Origin of the sequence: Kluyvera ascorbata (genome assembly GCF_023195735.1) — a bacterium.
Taxonomy (GTDB): Bacteria; Pseudomonadota; Gammaproteobacteria; order Enterobacterales; family Enterobacteriaceae; genus Kluyvera; species Kluyvera ascorbata.
The window spans coordinates 1,152,833-1,167,182 of record NZ_CP096201.1 but is presented as its reverse complement, the minus strand read 5'-3'; the positions used below and the strand labels follow the sequence as shown (position 1 = coordinate 1,167,182).

At 53.8% G+C, this 14,350-nt stretch carries 13 protein-coding genes and 5 tRNA genes; 3 read left to right on the top strand and 15 right to left on the bottom strand.

All coding sequences use genetic code 11. From position 1 onward, the window contains the following. Positions 1 to 66 precede the first annotated feature (66 nt). From mprA to emrB, 3 genes are all read left to right on the top strand, one after another. Positions 67 to 597, top strand: coding sequence for a transcriptional repressor MprA (gene mprA / locus MY052_RS05600; protein ID WP_035894612.1), 531 nt, complete (start codon positions 67 to 69; stop codon positions 595 to 597). A 114-nt stretch (positions 598 to 711) separates the two neighbouring features. Then, complete coding sequence (emrA, locus tag MY052_RS05595; protein WP_123652672.1) at positions 712 to 1,884, top strand: multidrug efflux MFS transporter periplasmic adaptor subunit EmrA; 1,173 nt, start codon at positions 712 to 714, stop codon at positions 1,882 to 1,884. A gap of 16 nt (positions 1,885 to 1,900) precedes the next feature. Next, complete coding sequence (gene emrB, locus MY052_RS05590; protein WP_035897513.1) at positions 1,901 to 3,439, top strand: multidrug efflux MFS transporter permease subunit EmrB; 1,539 nt, start codon at positions 1,901 to 1,903, stop codon at positions 3,437 to 3,439. 215 nt (positions 3,440 to 3,654) lie between these two features. Here emrB and luxS read toward each other — a convergent pair whose 3' ends face one another. The 15 genes from luxS to pncC form a co-directional block, all read right to left on the bottom strand. Further along, positions 3,655 to 4,170, bottom strand: a complete 516-nt coding sequence (gene luxS, locus MY052_RS05585) for an S-ribosylhomocysteine lyase (protein WP_035897511.1) — start codon at positions 4,168 to 4,170, stop codon at positions 3,655 to 3,657. Positions 4,171 to 4,429: 259 nt separating this feature from the next. Continuing rightward, a complete protein-coding gene (gene gshA / locus MY052_RS05580) occupies positions 4,430 to 5,974 on the bottom strand; it encodes a glutamate--cysteine ligase (protein ID WP_035897509.1) in 1,545 nt (514 codons plus the stop codon). A gap of 79 nt (positions 5,975 to 6,053) precedes the next feature. Continuing rightward, positions 6,054 to 6,482 (bottom strand): YqaA family protein, encoded by a 429-nt coding sequence (locus tag MY052_RS05575; RefSeq protein WP_035897507.1) that lies wholly within the window; start codon positions 6,480 to 6,482, stop codon positions 6,054 to 6,056. Beyond that, positions 6,479 to 7,045: a fructose-1-phosphate/6-phosphogluconate phosphatase gene (gene yqaB, locus MY052_RS05570; RefSeq protein WP_202217329.1), complete on the bottom strand. Its 567-nt coding sequence runs from the start codon at positions 7,043 to 7,045 to the stop codon at positions 6,479 to 6,481. Before yqaB ends, MY052_RS05575 begins: the two co-directional genes overlap by 4 nt. Before the next feature lie 121 nt (positions 7,046 to 7,166). Next, a complete protein-coding gene (locus MY052_RS05565; protein WP_035897502.1) occupies positions 7,167 to 7,481 on the bottom strand; it encodes a BON domain-containing protein in 315 nt (104 codons plus the stop codon). A 172-nt stretch (positions 7,482 to 7,653) separates the two neighbouring features. Further along, positions 7,654 to 7,730: transfer RNA gene (locus MY052_RS05560), tRNA-Arg, on the bottom strand. A gap of 91 nt (positions 7,731 to 7,821) precedes the next feature. Beyond that, positions 7,822 to 7,898, bottom strand: a tRNA-Arg gene (locus MY052_RS05555). Positions 7,899 to 8,093: 195 nt separating this feature from the next. Then, positions 8,094 to 8,170: transfer RNA gene (locus MY052_RS05550), tRNA-Arg, on the bottom strand. A gap of 91 nt (positions 8,171 to 8,261) precedes the next feature. After that, positions 8,262 to 8,338 (bottom strand) — tRNA-Arg (locus tag MY052_RS05545). Between the two features lie 3 nt (positions 8,339 to 8,341). Continuing rightward, a tRNA-Ser gene (locus MY052_RS05540) sits at positions 8,342 to 8,434 on the bottom strand. Between the two features lie 317 nt (positions 8,435 to 8,751). Next, positions 8,752 to 8,937 (bottom strand): carbon storage regulator CsrA, encoded by a 186-nt coding sequence (gene csrA / locus MY052_RS05535; RefSeq protein WP_000906486.1) that lies wholly within the window; start codon positions 8,935 to 8,937, stop codon positions 8,752 to 8,754. Positions 8,938 to 9,177: 240 nt separating this feature from the next. Continuing rightward, positions 9,178 to 11,805, bottom strand: coding sequence for an alanine--tRNA ligase (alaS, locus tag MY052_RS05530; RefSeq protein WP_248538344.1), 2,628 nt, complete (start codon positions 11,803 to 11,805; stop codon positions 9,178 to 9,180). A gap of 250 nt (positions 11,806 to 12,055) precedes the next feature. Beyond that, a complete protein-coding gene (gene recX / locus MY052_RS05525; RefSeq protein WP_248538343.1) occupies positions 12,056 to 12,556 on the bottom strand; it encodes a recombination regulator RecX in 501 nt (166 codons plus the stop codon). A 69-nt stretch (positions 12,557 to 12,625) separates the two neighbouring features. Continuing rightward, positions 12,626 to 13,684 carry a recombinase RecA gene (gene recA / locus MY052_RS05520; RefSeq protein WP_035892538.1) on the bottom strand — a complete coding sequence of 353 codons (1,059 nt, stop codon included), beginning with the start codon at positions 13,682 to 13,684 and terminating at the stop codon, positions 12,626 to 12,628. An 80-nt stretch (positions 13,685 to 13,764) separates the two neighbouring features. Then, the gene (gene pncC / locus MY052_RS05515; protein ID WP_035892539.1) at positions 13,765 to 14,262 is read right to left on the bottom strand and encodes a nicotinamide-nucleotide amidase; all 498 of its coding nucleotides are present in this window, start codon (positions 14,260 to 14,262) and stop codon (positions 13,765 to 13,767) included. Positions 14,263 to 14,350: the final 88 nt, after the last annotated feature.

Genomic DNA, 14,350 nt, shown 5'->3' with positions numbered 1-14,350 from the left:
TAATTCATTTACTTTATTTGTCACTATCGTTACTATATCGACTGTAACTAATGAGGTAATGCCCAGATGGATAGTTCGTTTACGCCCATTGAACAAATGCTGAAATTCCGCGCCAGCCGCAGCGAAGAGTTCCCTTTCCAGGAGATCCTTCTCACTCGTCTTTGCATGCACATGCAGGGCAAGCTGCTGGACAACCGTAATAAAATGCTGAAAGCTCAGGGGATCAACGAGACGTTGTTTATGGCGCTAATCACGCTGGAGTCTCAAGAAAATCACAGTATTCAGCCTTCTGAACTCAGCTGCGCGCTGGGTTCGTCGCGCACCAATGCCACGCGTATCGCCGATGAACTGGAAAAACGTGGCTGGATTGAGCGCCGTGAAAGCGACAATGACCGCCGTTGCCTGCACCTGCAGCTGACTGAAAAAGGTCATCAGTTCCTGAACGAGGTTCTGCCTCCTCAGCATCACTGTCTGCATCAGCTTTGGTCTTCATTGAGCCTGGCTGAGAAAGACCAGCTTGAGCATATCACTCGCAAGCTTCTCACCCGTCTGGATCAGATGGAAGAAGACGGTTCCGTACTGGATGCCTTGCGCTGATACCACCGCTCCAAAAAATCAGATGAACAGGCCAGCAGATAACCTCTGCTGGCCTTTCTGGTAGAAAAACAGGTCGGCTAAGCCGAAATAAATAATAAGAATGTGGAGAATCACATGAGCGCAAATGCGGAGACTCAAGCCCCGCAGCAAACCGCCAACAAGAAAGGCAAACGTAAACGCGCCCTCATCTTGTTGACCTTGCTCTTTGTTATTATTGCCGTAGCCTATGGGAGCTACTGGTTTTTGGTGTTGCGTCATTATGAAGAAACCGATGACGCTTACGTGGCAGGTAACCAGGTTCAAATCATGTCGCAGGTATCAGGCAGCGTGACCAAAGTCTGGGCCGACAACACCGACTATATTAAGCAGGGCGACGTGCTGGTCACCCTCGATCAGACCGATGCTCAACAGGCCTTTGAGAAAGCGCAGACTCAGCTTGCCTCAAGCGTCCGCCAGATGCGTCAGTTGATGATCAACAACAAGCAGCTGCAGGCGAATATCGATATTCGTAAAACCACGCTGGCTCAGGCGCAAACCGACCTTAACCGTCGTATCCCGCTGGGCAACGCCAACCTGATTGGCCGTGAAGAGCTGCAGCACGCCAAAGACGCCGTCACCAGCGCGCAGGCTGCTCTGGACGTAGCAATTCAACAGTACAACGCTAACCAGGCGATGATCCTCGGCACTAAGCTTGAAGATCAGCCTACGGTTCGTCAGGCCGCGACCGAAGTCCGTAACGCATGGCTTGCCCTGCAGCGTACCAAAATCGTCAGCCCGATGAGCGGCTACGTTTCTCGTCGTTCCGTACAGCCGGGCGCGCAGATTAGCCCGACCACGCCGCTGATGGCCGTTGTGCCTGCCAGTAACCTGTGGGTAGACGCGAACTTCAAAGAAACCCAGCTTGCGCATATGCGTATCGGCCAACCGGTCACCGTCGTCAGCGATATTTACGGCGATGATGTGAAGTACACCGGTAAAGTGGTCGGTCTGGATATGGGTACCGGTAGCGCCTTCTCTCTGCTGCCAGCACAGAACGCCACCGGTAACTGGATCAAGGTAGTACAGCGCTTACCTGTACGTATCGAACTGGACGAAAAACAGTTGGAACAGCACCCGCTGCGCATTGGTCTGTCTACGCTGGTGAAAGTGGATACCTCCAACCGCGACGGTCAGATTCTGGCTAATCAGATTCGCACCAGCCCGGTTTACGAGAGTAACGCGCGTGAAATCAGCCTCGACCCGGTTAACAAGCTGATCAACGACATCGTCCAGGCCAACGCCAACTAATGCTGGGGTGCGCGTAATGCAACAGCAAAAACCGCTGGAAGGCGCGCAACTGGTCATTATGACCATTGCGCTGTCGCTGGCCACCTTCATGCAGGTGCTGGACTCCACCATCGCCAACGTGGCTATCCCGACCATCGCCGGTAACCTTGGCTCATCGCTGAGTCAGGGGACATGGGTAATCACGTCGTTTGGGGTGGCGAACGCCATCTCCATTCCGATTACCGGCTGGCTGGCAAAACGCGTCGGTGAGGTGAAGCTGTTCCTGTGGTCAACCATCGCCTTTGTCATTGCGTCATGGGCGTGTGGGGTATCCAACAGCCTGGGCATGCTGATCTTCTTCCGCGTGATTCAGGGGGTTGTTGCCGGGCCGCTTATTCCGCTGTCACAAAGCCTGTTGCTCAACAACTACCCGCCGGCCAAGCGCGCCGTCGCGCTGGCGCTGTGGTCAATGACGGTGATTGTCGCGCCAATTTGCGGCCCCATTCTTGGCGGCTATATCAGCGACAACTATCACTGGGGCTGGATCTTCTTTATCAACGTACCAATCGGTGCGCTGGTCGTGCTGTTAAGCCTCCAGAGCCTGCGCGGACGTGAAACCAAGACCGAGCAGCGACGCATTGATGGTATTGGTCTGGCGCTGCTGGTGCTGGGTATCGGTAGCCTGCAGGTTATGCTCGACCAGGGTAAAGAACTCGACTGGTTTAACTCAACTGAGATAGTCGTACTGACGGTGGTGGCGGTGGTATCGCTGAGCTTCCTGATTGTCTGGGAGCTGACCGACGATAACCCGATAGTCGATCTGTCATTGTTTAAGTCGCGAAACTTTACCATCGGCTGTCTGTGTATCAGCCTTGCCTATATGCTCTACTTCGGCGCGATTGTTCTGCTGCCGCAGCTATTGCAGGAGGTCTACGGTTATACCGCAACCTGGGCAGGCCTGGCGTCAGCGCCGGTCGGGGTTATCCCTGTCCTGCTGTCGCCGATTATCGGCCGCTTTGCCCACAAGCTGGACATGCGCCGACTGGTCACCTTCAGCTTTATTATGTATGCCGTCTGTTTCTACTGGCGCGCCTATACCTTCGAACCGGGGATGGACTTCGGCGCGTCGGCCTGGCCACAGTTTATTCAGGGCTTCGCCGTGGCGTGCTTCTTCATGCCGTTGACCACCATCACGCTCTCTGGGCTACCGCCTGAGCGTCTGGCGGCCGCATCGAGCCTGTCGAACTTTACCCGTACGCTAGCAGGCTCTATCGGCACGTCGATTACCACGACGCTGTGGACCAACCGCGAGGCGCTGCACCACGCGCAGCTAACGGAGTCTGTGACGCCGTTTAACCCTAACGCCCAGCAGATGTACGATCAGCTGCAGGGCATGGGGATGACGCAACAGCAGGCTTCCGGCTGGATTGCCCAGCAGATTACCAACCAGGGGCTGATTGTCTCCGCCAACGAAATCTTCTGGGTTTCGGCCGGGATATTCCTCATTCTGTTGGGATTGGTGTGGTTCGCCAGACCGCCTTTCGGGGCGGGTGGCGGGGGCGGAGGCGCCCACTAATGAAAAAGCCAGCTCAAGCGAGCTGGCTTTTTTTTGACTTGAATTCGCACACGCTCGGTTGGCCTGATAAGCGGAGCGCCATCCGGTAGTCCGACGCAAATTGCCGGATGGCGGCGTTGCCTTATCCGGCCTACACGGAGCGTAGTCAACCTGAACGACGGGCAATAAAAAACCCGGAGCGAACCGGGTTTTATCAGCTTGCTGAACGCACAAAACTAAATATGCAGTTCTTTCAGCTTCTCTTTTGGCAGCGCCAGCTCATCATTGCTGTTGATGCGAACGTCACGTTCAATGATATGACGCGCAATGTCCTGCGCTTCGCTGAGGGAGTGCATTTCATAAGTCCCGCACTGGTAAACGTTCAGCTCAGGGATCTGATTTTGATCCTGCACTTTCAGTACGTCTGCCATCGCCGCTTTCCAGGCATCTGCCACGCGCTGCTCATCCGGAGTACCGATCAGGCTCATGTAGAAACCGGTACGGCAACCCATTGGCGAGATATCAATGATTTCAACGCCATTACCGTTCAGATGGTCACGCATAAAGCCCGCAAACAGGTGCTCCAGCGTGTGGATCCCACGTTCTGGCATCACTTCCTGGTTCGGTACGCAAAAACGCAGGTCAAAAACCGTGATCGCGTCACCGTGCGGCGTGTTCATTTTCTTCGCTACGCGAACGGCAGGTGCTTCCATACGGGTATGATCAACTGTGAAGCTATCTAACAACGGCATTTCGTAACCTCCGATATCTCCTTCATGCTCCCGGGTAGTGCACTTTTTTCTATCACCAACGGTTTATAACCACTTGAATAGAATCAACTTTATGCATTCCACCGCATTCCGCTTCAGGATAATGTGATTTTTTTTAAAATAAACTGAACTCTTTGTTCCCATGCCAGTCTTAATATATGAAAGACGCGCATTTGTTATCATCATCCCTGATTCAGAGATGTATATTTTGGCCACAGTGATGTGGCCTTTTTCTTTTGTATCAGGCGTGTCTTGCCAGCAGTGCTTCAAACGGTTCGTTATCCGCCTCTTCAATCTGCTGCTGACGCGCACGGGACGCATCACGCTCCTTCGCGAAATCTTCCTCACTCAGAATTTCCAGCGGCTCCTCACGCAGCATCGTACGATACTGTTCCGCCAACGCTTTACCTGTGCCACCAATGCCCTCATCAAGCATAGAACGCAGAATGCGTGCGGAGAAGGTTAATTCTGGATTATCAAAGCTCGCGACCAGCTCGTCACACACTTTCTGGTATTCCGTACCGCCGTTCATACCGTCCAGCGTCTGCGCCACACGCTTGAGATCGTGGAACAGATCTTTACCCACTTTGCTCAACGGGAACTGTGCCGTTTCGCAGCCAATACCCAGCGTCAGGCCCGGCTTGCGCCCTTCCAGAATCACGCGATTCCAGTTGGTACGGGTACACAGCAGCTCGTCGCTGCTCATCTCTGGCGCATCGGCCAGCACGCACCAGACCATAAACAGGTCGAGGAAACGAATCTGCTGCTCGTCCACGCCAATCGGTGAGAACGGGTTGATATCGAGCGAACGCACTTCGATATACTCGATACCGCCGCGCAGCAGCGCATCGGAAGGCGTTTCACCGTCGCGCGTGACGCGTTTAGGACGGATTGGCGCATACAGCTCGTTTTCAATCTGCAGGATGTTGCTGTTGATTTGCAGGTATTTTCCGTCTTTCTCAAGACCGATACGGGCATACTCTTCCGACGGCGTTTTAATCGCGCGCTTCAATCCTGCCACATACTCGTGCAATTCGTTAAACGTAATTCCGAGATTGCTTTGCGATTTATTGGTATAGCCAAGGTCGCTCAGGCGCAGAGAGGTGGCGTACGGCAGGTAGTACATGCCGCATTCCGTCTTCTCAAACGGCAGCGAGGTCGGTTTGCCCTGTAAGAAGGAAGAACAAATTGCCGGCGAGGCGCCAAACAGGTACGGAATTACCCAGCCAAAGCGATAGTAGTTGCGAATGAGACGGAAATAACCGGCTGAAATCGCCTCTTTATCATGCGAACCGCACTTCGCTTCCCAGAATGCCATTGGCAGTGAGAAGTTGTAATGTACGCCGGAGATAGTCTGCATCAGCGCGCCATAGCGGTTCTTCAACCCTTCACGATACAGGGTTTTCAGGCGACCAACATTTGATGTGCCGTACTGCGCCAGTTCAATATCCTGGCCCGGCGCAATATAGCAAGGCATACTCAGTGGCCACATGCGTTCATCGCCCAGCTGACGTGCGGTGTAGCGATGCACATCACGCAGGAGCGTCAGCATATGGTCGATGTCGCCATCGACCGGAGTAATAAACTCCAGCAGGGCTTCAGCAAAGTCCGTGGTGATCCATTTATGGGTCAGGGTTGCGCCTAGCGCTTCCGGATGACCGGTTGTTGCCAGAGAACCATCTGCATTAACGCGCAGCGTTTCGCGCTCAAGTCCGCGCTGGATCCCCTGAAGAGCCTGAGGATGTTTTTCCAGCCAGGACAGCGCCTGTGATACGTCCGGGATCAAATTGACCTCCCGCCTGTCGAATTCATTTTATTAAGCATAATTGTCATCGTGGAGATGCGATATTCCACCTGCCATCCAATTAGTGCCACCACGTCATGCCCTGAAGCGTCAGCGCCGCGACTGCGACGTAACGTAACGCTTTCCCCAGGCATAAAAAAAAGAGTACTGGTCCCCAGGAAATACGCATCCACCCTGCCAACAGGCACAGCAAATCGCCGATGACCGGCATCCAGCTCAGCAGCAGCGTTGCTGCACCATAGCGTCGGAGCCAACCCACCGCTTTTTCCTGCCACCGCGATGTTTTGCGTAATGGAAAAAAACGACCAAGAATAACGTTAGTAGCCCCGCCAAGGCTATTACCCATTGTTGCTATTACTACCAGAAGCCAGGGCTTACTCGCGCCCGAAAGCAGCAGCGCGACCAACACGGCTTCGGAGTTACCCGGCAGCAGCGTTGCACTCAGGAAGCTGCTTGCAAACAGCGACCCTAGTGCCAGAAATTCATTCACAGCAGACGTACGTCAACGGCATCCATTCCCGCAGCCGCCGCGGCCTGAAGGCCAAAATCGGCATCTTCAAACACCACACAGCGCTCAGGGGGTACGCCGATTAACTCAGCGCACAGTAAAAAGGTATCCGGTGCTGGCTTGTGCTGTTTCACGTGATCGGCGGCGACAACGGCCGCAAAATAATTGCGTAGCCCCAGATGTGCGAGCAGCGCTTCAGCTACGGCGCTTTCGCTGCCCGTACCCACCGCCATAGGGCGACGACCGTGCCACTCCTTCACCACTTCAATAAGCGGTAATGGCGTGACCGAGTCCAGCAGCATCGATTTCACCGCCGCGGTTTTTTCACGGGCGAGAAGATGAGGATCTAAATCGGCCTGATGGCTTTCAATAATCGCCTGGGCAATGCGCCAGGTCGGAGAGCCGTTCAAGGCAACCATCGCCTGTTCGTCGAACTGCATTCCATATTTCCCCAACACTTCACGCCACGCCTTACGGTGCGTAGGTTCCGTATCAAGGATGGTGCCATCCATATCAAAAATCAATCCAGCATAGCGTTCGTACATTGTCTTCTCATCCTTAGCCAACGTGACGTTACTTTATCGCAAAAGGGGCTAATTGTCGCTGATAGCCGTAGAGACGGCAAAGGCACCTTATCGGTGCCTTTGTTATCGTGACTGGCCGGGGTTATTTTATCTGCATGTCGTTTTCAACAACCCGTACGCCCTGAACCTGGCGCGTGACCTCTACCGCACGTTTTGCATCGGCAGCGGATGACACAAAGCCACTGAGCTGCACGCGACCTTTAAAGGTCTGCACATTAATTTCGCTGGATTTAATCTGTTTATCGCTGAACAGCGCGGTTTTTACCTTCGTGGTCACGACCGTATCATCGATATAACCACCGGTACTTTCCTTGGTTGAAGAACCCGCACAGCCAGACAGCGAGATAGCTACCAGAAGCGCTGCACAAGACGCAGCCATTGCTTTGAACCATTTCATGGATTTCTCTCCTTGCACTCAGGTCACCAGAATAAGGGTGTATCAGAGATAAATTATAGTGGAAAGAATGAGTTGCCAATCAGAAAAGTGTGAAGAAGATTTTTGGGAAAAATAAAGCAGGCAGATTTGTAGAAATATTGAGAACTAGAAAACAGGGGGATTTTCGAGAAGATGGTGCATCCGGGAGGATTCGAACCTCCGACCGCTCGGTTCGTAGCCGAGTACTCTATCCAGCTGAGCTACGGATGCATCGGAAAACTTACTTTACTGCAGATTTGATATCGCTGCTAAGGCGTTATCGATTTTCTGTTACAACGCTAATGCGTTATCTCAGAGAATATGGTGCATCCGGGAGGATTCGAACCTCCGACCGCTCGGTTCGTAGCCGAGTACTCTATCCAGCTGAGCTACGGATGCATCGGGAAAATTGCTTTACTGCCGATATTGATACCGCTATAAAAGCGACATCAAGTAAGATGATGGTGCATCCGGGAGGATTACTCGGCTGCGCCTCGCCCTTCGGGTCGTTGCTAAAGCAACGCTATCCTCCCTGGTGCTTGCGATCATCTCGCAGACCTTGAAACAACAGTTTAGCTGTTATCTCGGAGAATATGGTGCATCCGGGAGGATTCGAACCTCCGACCGCTCGGTTCGTAGCCGAGTACTCTATCCAGCTGAGCTACGGATGCATCGGGAAACTTACTTTACTGCAGATTTGATATCGCTGCTAAGGCGCTATCGATTTTCTGTTACAACGCTAATGCGTTATCTCAGAGAAGATGGTGCATCCGGGAGGATTCGAACCTCCGACCGCTCGGTTCGTAGCCGAGTACTCTATCCAGCTGAGCTACGGATGCAAATGGCGGTGAGGCGGGGATTCGAACCCCGGATGCAGCTTTTGACCGCATACTCCCTTAGCAGGGGAGCGCCTTCAGCCTCTCGGCCACCTCACCAACAACACCTCTTGCGAGTGCTTCGAAGAACTTGTTTCTGCTCATCGTTGCTGTGTGGCGCACATATTACTTTCTGGGACTTATAAGTCAAACAATTTTCCGTAGATTTTTTTCGTTTGCACATTTCACACGCAATAAGCTGTTAAAAAAGACAGAATGCACGTTTTATCAACAGATAAATTGCGTTTTTGCCGGTATAGCAGCAAAAAAGAAAATGGGCGTAAAAGCGCTGGGGCGAAGAAAAAAGGAAAAAAATGAGAGGAAAGCGAAGAAAACTGCGAGAGGTGCGTCTCACCCGCGGGGTGAGACGCGAGAACTTAGTAACTGGACTGCTGGGATTTTTCAGCCTGGATACGCTGGTAGATCTCTTCACGGTGAACAGAGACCTCTTTAGGGGCATTTACGCCGATGCGCACCTGGTTACCCTTCACCCCTAAAACTGTCACAGTGACCTCATCTCCAATCATGAGGGTCTCACCAACTCGACGAGTCAGAATCAGCATTCTTTGCTCCTTGAAAGATTAAAAGAGTCGGGTCTCTCTGTATCCCGGCATTCTCCATCATATAACGCCAAAAGGTCAGCAATGACAAACACCTTCGTGTAAGCGGTCACAGCATCACACTCTGTTAAATGTAAGTTTAGCCGATTTACATGACTTCAACCTGACTTTATCGTTATCAGTACCGCATATGCAAGGTGCCTTAACGTTTAACGTTAAGGCACCCGCATGCGTTTATTGTTATTACAGTTTAGCGCTGACCCAGCCTTTCACACTGGACAGTGCAGCAGGGAGCGCAGACGCGTCGGTACCGCCAGCTTGCGCCATATCCGGACGTCCGCCCCCTTTGCCGCCCACCTGCTGAGCGACCATGCCAACCAGCTCCCCTGCTTTCACACGGTCGGTCACATCCTTAGACACGCCTGCAATCAGAGAAACCTTACCTTCTGCAACCGTCGCCAGCACGATAACCGCAGAACCCAGTTGGTTCTTCAGATCGTCGACCATAGTACGCAGCATCTTCGGCTCAACGCCGGCAAGCTCGCTCACCAGCAGGTTAACGCCGTTAATAGTCTCAGCTTTGCTGGAAAGGTTCGCGCTTTCCTGTGCTGCCGCCTGCTCTTTAAGCTGCTGCAGCTCTTTTTCCAGCTGACGCGTACGTTCAATAACGGTACGCACTTTTTCGGTGACGTTATGGCTGTCGCCTTTCAGCAGCTGCACAATATCGCTCAGGCGATCGCTTTCAGCGTGCAGCGTGGCAATCGCGCCTTCGCCGGTTACGGCTTCGATACGACGAACGCCTGCCGCGGTGCCTGACTCAGACACGATGCGGAACAGACCGATATCGCCGGTACGAGAAGCGTGGGTACCACCGCACAGCTCAGTAGAGAAGTCGCCCATGCTCAGAACGCGAACGTGGTCGTCATATTTCTCACCGAACAGCGCCATTGCACCCTTCGCTTTCGCCGCTTCGAGATCCATGATGTTGGTTTCGATTGGCAGGTTGCGACGAATCTGAGCGTTGACCAGATCTTCAACCGCGCGAATCTCTTCCGGCTTCATGGCTTCGAAATGGGAGAAATCGAAACGCAGAACCTTGTCGTTTACCAACGAGCCTTTCTGCGCAACGTGCGTACCCAGAATCTGGCGCAGCGCCGCGTGCATCAGGTGCGTTGCAGAGTGGTTCAGACGGATGCGTGCACGGCGTGCTACATCAACGTCAGCCTGCACACCGTCACCCACTTTCAGCGCGCCGGTCGCCAGCTTGCCGAGGTGACCAATCGCCTGGCCGTATTTCTGGGTGTCGCTGACCGCAAAGCTAAAGCCCGCGCCTTTCAGTTCGCCCTTATCGCCAACCTGACCGCCTGATTCAGCATAAAATGGCGTCTGGTCCAGCACCACAACCGCTTCCTGACCGGCAGCGATAGACTCTACCGCTTTGCCGTCAACGAACAGCGCAGTGACTTTGCCGTTCAGTTCCAGATGGTCATAGCCTTTAAATTCTGAAGTACCATCAACGCGAATCATCGCGTTGTAGTCGGCGCCAAAACCGCTGGACTCCCGCGCACGACGGCGCTGCTCTTCCATTGCGGCTTCAAAGCCAGCTTCATCAACTTTGATATTGCGCTCACGGCAAACGTCCGCCGTCAGGTCAACCGGGAAGCCGTAGGTGTCGTACAGACGGAATGCGGTTTCGCCGTCCAGCGTGTCACCGGTCAGTTTTGCCAACTCTTCGTCAAGCAGCGCCAGACCACGCTCCAGCGTACGAGCAAACTGTTCTTCTTCGGTTTTCAGAACCTGCTCAACCTGCGCCTGCTGACGTTTCAGCTCTTCACCTGCGGCACCCATCACGTCTACCAGCGGGCCAACCAGCTTGTAGAAGAAGGTGTCTTTCGCGCCCAGCATGTTGCCATGACGGACCGCGCGACGAATGATGCGACGCAGCACATAGCCGCGGCTTTCGTTAGACGGCATCACGCCATCGGCAATCAGGAACGCACAGGAACGAATGTGGTCCGCGATAACGCGCAGGGACTTGTTGCTCAGGTCGGTTGCGCCAGTCGCTTTTGCCACCGCGTCAATCAGCTTACGGAACAGGTCGATGTCATAGTTGGAGTTCACGTGCTGCAGGACAGCGGTGATACGCTCCAGACCCATACCGGTATCCACAGACGGCTTCGGCAGCGGTTCCATGGTGCCGTCAGCCTGACGGTTGAACTGCATGAAGACGATGTTCCAGATCTCAATGTAACGGTCGCCGTCTTCTTCAGCGGAACCCGGAGGGCCGCCCCAGATGTGGTCGCCGTGGTCATAGAAGATCTCGGTGCACGGGCCGCAAGGACCGGTGTCGCCCATCTGCCAGAAGTTATCCGATGCGTACGGCGCACCTTTGTTGTCACCGATACGGATGATGCGCTCACGCGGGATACCGACTTCTTTTTCCCAGATTTCGTAAGCTTCGTCATCGCTCTCATAAACGGTGACCCACAGACGCTCTTTCGGCAGGGCGAACCAGTTTTCACCGGTCAGCAGCTCCCACGCGTATTGAATAGCGTCGTGCTTGAAATAGTCGCCGAAGCTGAAGTTACCCAGCATTTCGAAGAAGGTGTGGTGACGTGCGGTGTAACCGACGTTTTCCAGGTCATTGTGTTTACCGCCCGCACGTACGCAACGCTGCGCGGTAGTCGCGCGAGAATAATTACGCTTGTCGAGACCGAGGAACACATCTTTGAACTGGTTCATCCCGGCATTGGTAAACAGCAACGTAGGGTCGTTATTCGGCACCAGGGAGCTGCTGGCAACTACCTGGTGGCCTTTACTATGGAAAAAGTCGAGAAACGCCTGACGGATCTCAGCGGTGCTCTTGCTCATAATTATCCTGACATCAAGCTACACTTCATCCTTCAAACCGCGAGGCAACGGCTGTTTTCACCTTCAGACACGTACTGAAGTTCCCGCCTGAAGCTTCTCTCGCCCGCCGCTCGGATGCGGCTTGAATGATTTTGTGTATTAAGGAATATTCGTCACCGACGCGGATCGCTTTAAAAACAACCCGCCTCCGGACGGAAAAAGTGGGAATAAGATAAGTTTTCTTTAAAGGGAAGTAAAATCCCCAGTGCGGTCAATCCGCAAAATTTCGCCATATTTCCTGGATATCTTCCATCAGGTAGCCACGGTAGAGCAAAAATCGCTGGATTTTGACCTTTTCAGCAAAGGTGGTCGGCAGCGGCTCACCGTATTTTCTCACCGCCTGATCGCGTGCCAGCGCCGCCCAGTCAATGTCGCACTCGCGCATGGCTTGCTCGATGGCGTCGCGCGCAATGCCCTTTTGCCCCAATTCCTGACGAATCCGCGCCGGGCCGTACCCTTTGCGGCTACGTCCGGCCATAAATTGCTGCACAAAGCGACTATCGTCGAGATAGCGGTTTTCAAAACACCAGGCCACCACCTTTTCAACCTCTTCCGGCGGTGCATCGATGGGCTCTGGACCATTTTTCCCCATCACCGGGGCGGTAAGTTTGCGCCGCAGTTCCTGTTCACTGTGGTCGCGCATCGCCAGAATGCGAATGGCGCGATCCAGCAGGCGGGCATAGGCGGAACGACGCGGTGAGTTTTCGGTCATGATGTTTTACCGTCGTAATAAATGCAAAAAGGGCTGCATAAGCAGCCCTTCGTCTCAGTTCAGAGATTATCAGAAGTCTTCGTTGGTTTCTTCAACGCTGTTGTTATCAACGGCGAAGTCCGGCGTAGAGTCCTGGTTGTTGAGCAGCAGCTCGCGCACCTTCTTCTCAATTTCTTTCGCCGCAGCCGGGTTCTCTTTCAGCCAGGAGATAGCGTTCGCTTTACCCTGACCAATTTTGTCACCGTTGTAGCTGTACCAGGCGCCCGCTTTCTCAATCAGCTTCTCTTTCACGCCAAGGTCGACCAGCTCACCGAAGAAGTTGATGCCTTCGCCGTAGAGGATCTGGAATTCAGCCTGTTTGAACGGAGCTGCAATTTTGTTCTTCACAACCTTCACGCGGGTCTCGCTGCCGACAACGTTGTCGCCCTCTTTCACCGCGCCGATACGACGGATATCAAGACGTACGGAAGCGTAGAACTTCAGCGCATTACCACCGGTGGTGGTTTCTGGGTTACCGAACATCACGCCGATTTTCATACGGATCTGGTTGATGAAGATAAGCAGCGTGTTGGACTGCTTCAGGTTACCCGCCAGCTTACGCATCGCCTGGCTCATCATACGTGCCGCGAGGCCCATGTGAGAGTCGCCGATTTCGCCTTCGATTTCCGCTTTCGGCGTCAGTGCCGCAACGGAGTCGACAACGATAACGTCTACCGCACCAGAACGCGCCAGCGCGTCACAAATTTCCAGCGCCTGTTCACCGGTGTCCGGCTGAGAACACAGCAGGTTGTCGATATCAACGCCCAGCTTGCGAGCATAGACTGGGTCCAGCGCGTGTTCAGCGTCGATAAACGCACAGGTTTTGCCTTCACGCTGCGCGGCAGCGATAACCTGCAGCGTCAGCGTTGTTTTACCGGAGGATTCTGGCCCGTAGATTTCGACGATACGGCCCATTGGCAGGCCGCCAGCGCCCAGCGCGATATCCAGCGAAAGCGAACCGGTAGAGATAGTTTCCACGTCCATGGAACGGTCTTCACCCAGACGCATGATGGAGCCTTTACCGAATTGCTTTTCGATCTGGCCCAGCGCTGCAGCCAACGCTTTCTGTTTGTTTTCGTCGATAGCCATTATTACTCCTGTCATACCGGGTGTTACCGGATAGTGAATTCTGTTCTGTTGAGGCAATTATACTGTATGGTCATACAGTATCAAGTGTTTTGTAGAAATTGTTGCCAGAGGAGATTAAGCGCGTAGGCCGTCGCCTGACGACGTACTGATTCGCGGTCCCCCTCGAAGCATTCACGCTGTGTAATGCCCTGCCCAGCGGCGGTGGCAATACCAAACCAGACTGTGCCCACCGGCTTTTCAGCGCTGCCGCCGTCTGGCCCGGCAATGCCGCTGACCGAGATGGCAAAATCGGCACGCGCCGCGCGCAGTGCGCCAATTGCCATCTCTATAACCACCTGCTCGCTGACCGCGCCATACTGTTCGAGCGTCACTTCACGCACGCCGATCATCTGCGATTTCGCCTCGTTGCTGTAGGTCACGAAACTGCGTTCAAACCAGGCCGAACTACCGGCAATATCGGTAATGGCTTTCGCTATCCAGCCACCGGTACAGGACTCTGCGGTGGTGAGTGTCGCCCCGCGAGCCTTCAGCGCCAAGCCGACCTGTTCGCTAAGCTGCATTAATTCTGAATCTGTCATCATCGCTCCGCTTAAGCTCGATAAAGAGGCCATCAAAGATAGCACTTTCAGAACAGATGTGGGGACGGGATAGTGATTTTACGAGGGG

What these genes read in the sequence shown, in the direction of transcription:
- recA (WP_035892538.1), bottom strand. Translation starts at nt 13,684, where the DNA reads ATGGCTATCGACGAAAACAAACAGAAAGCGTTGGCTGCAGCGCTGGGC.
- recX (WP_248538343.1), bottom strand. Translation starts at nt 12,556, where the DNA reads ATGACCGAAAACTCACCGCGTCGTTCCGCCTATGCCCGCCTGCTGGAT.
- alaS (WP_248538344.1), bottom strand. Translation starts at nt 11,805, where the DNA reads ATGAGCAAGAGCACCGCTGAGATCCGTCAGGCGTTTCTCGACTTTTTC.
- emrB (WP_035897513.1), top strand. Translation starts at nt 1,901, where the DNA reads ATGCAACAGCAAAAACCGCTGGAAGGCGCGCAACTGGTCATTATGACC.
- emrA (WP_123652672.1), top strand. Translation starts at nt 712, where the DNA reads ATGAGCGCAAATGCGGAGACTCAAGCCCCGCAGCAAACCGCCAACAAG.
- pncC (WP_035892539.1), bottom strand. Translation starts at nt 14,262, where the DNA reads ATGACAGATTCAGAATTAATGCAGCTTAGCGAACAGGTCGGCTTGGCG.
- csrA (WP_000906486.1), bottom strand. Translation starts at nt 8,937, where the DNA reads ATGCTGATTCTGACTCGTCGAGTTGGTGAGACCCTCATGATTGGAGAT.
- mprA (WP_035894612.1), top strand. Translation starts at nt 67, where the DNA reads ATGGATAGTTCGTTTACGCCCATTGAACAAATGCTGAAATTCCGCGCC.
- MY052_RS05565 (WP_035897502.1), bottom strand. Translation starts at nt 7,481, where the DNA reads ATGAAATGGTTCAAAGCAATGGCTGCGTCTTGTGCAGCGCTTCTGGTA.
- luxS (WP_035897511.1), bottom strand. Translation starts at nt 4,170, where the DNA reads ATGCCGTTGTTAGATAGCTTCACAGTTGATCATACCCGTATGGAAGCA.
- yqaB (WP_202217329.1), bottom strand. Translation starts at nt 7,045, where the DNA reads ATGTACGAACGCTATGCTGGATTGATTTTTGATATGGATGGCACCATC.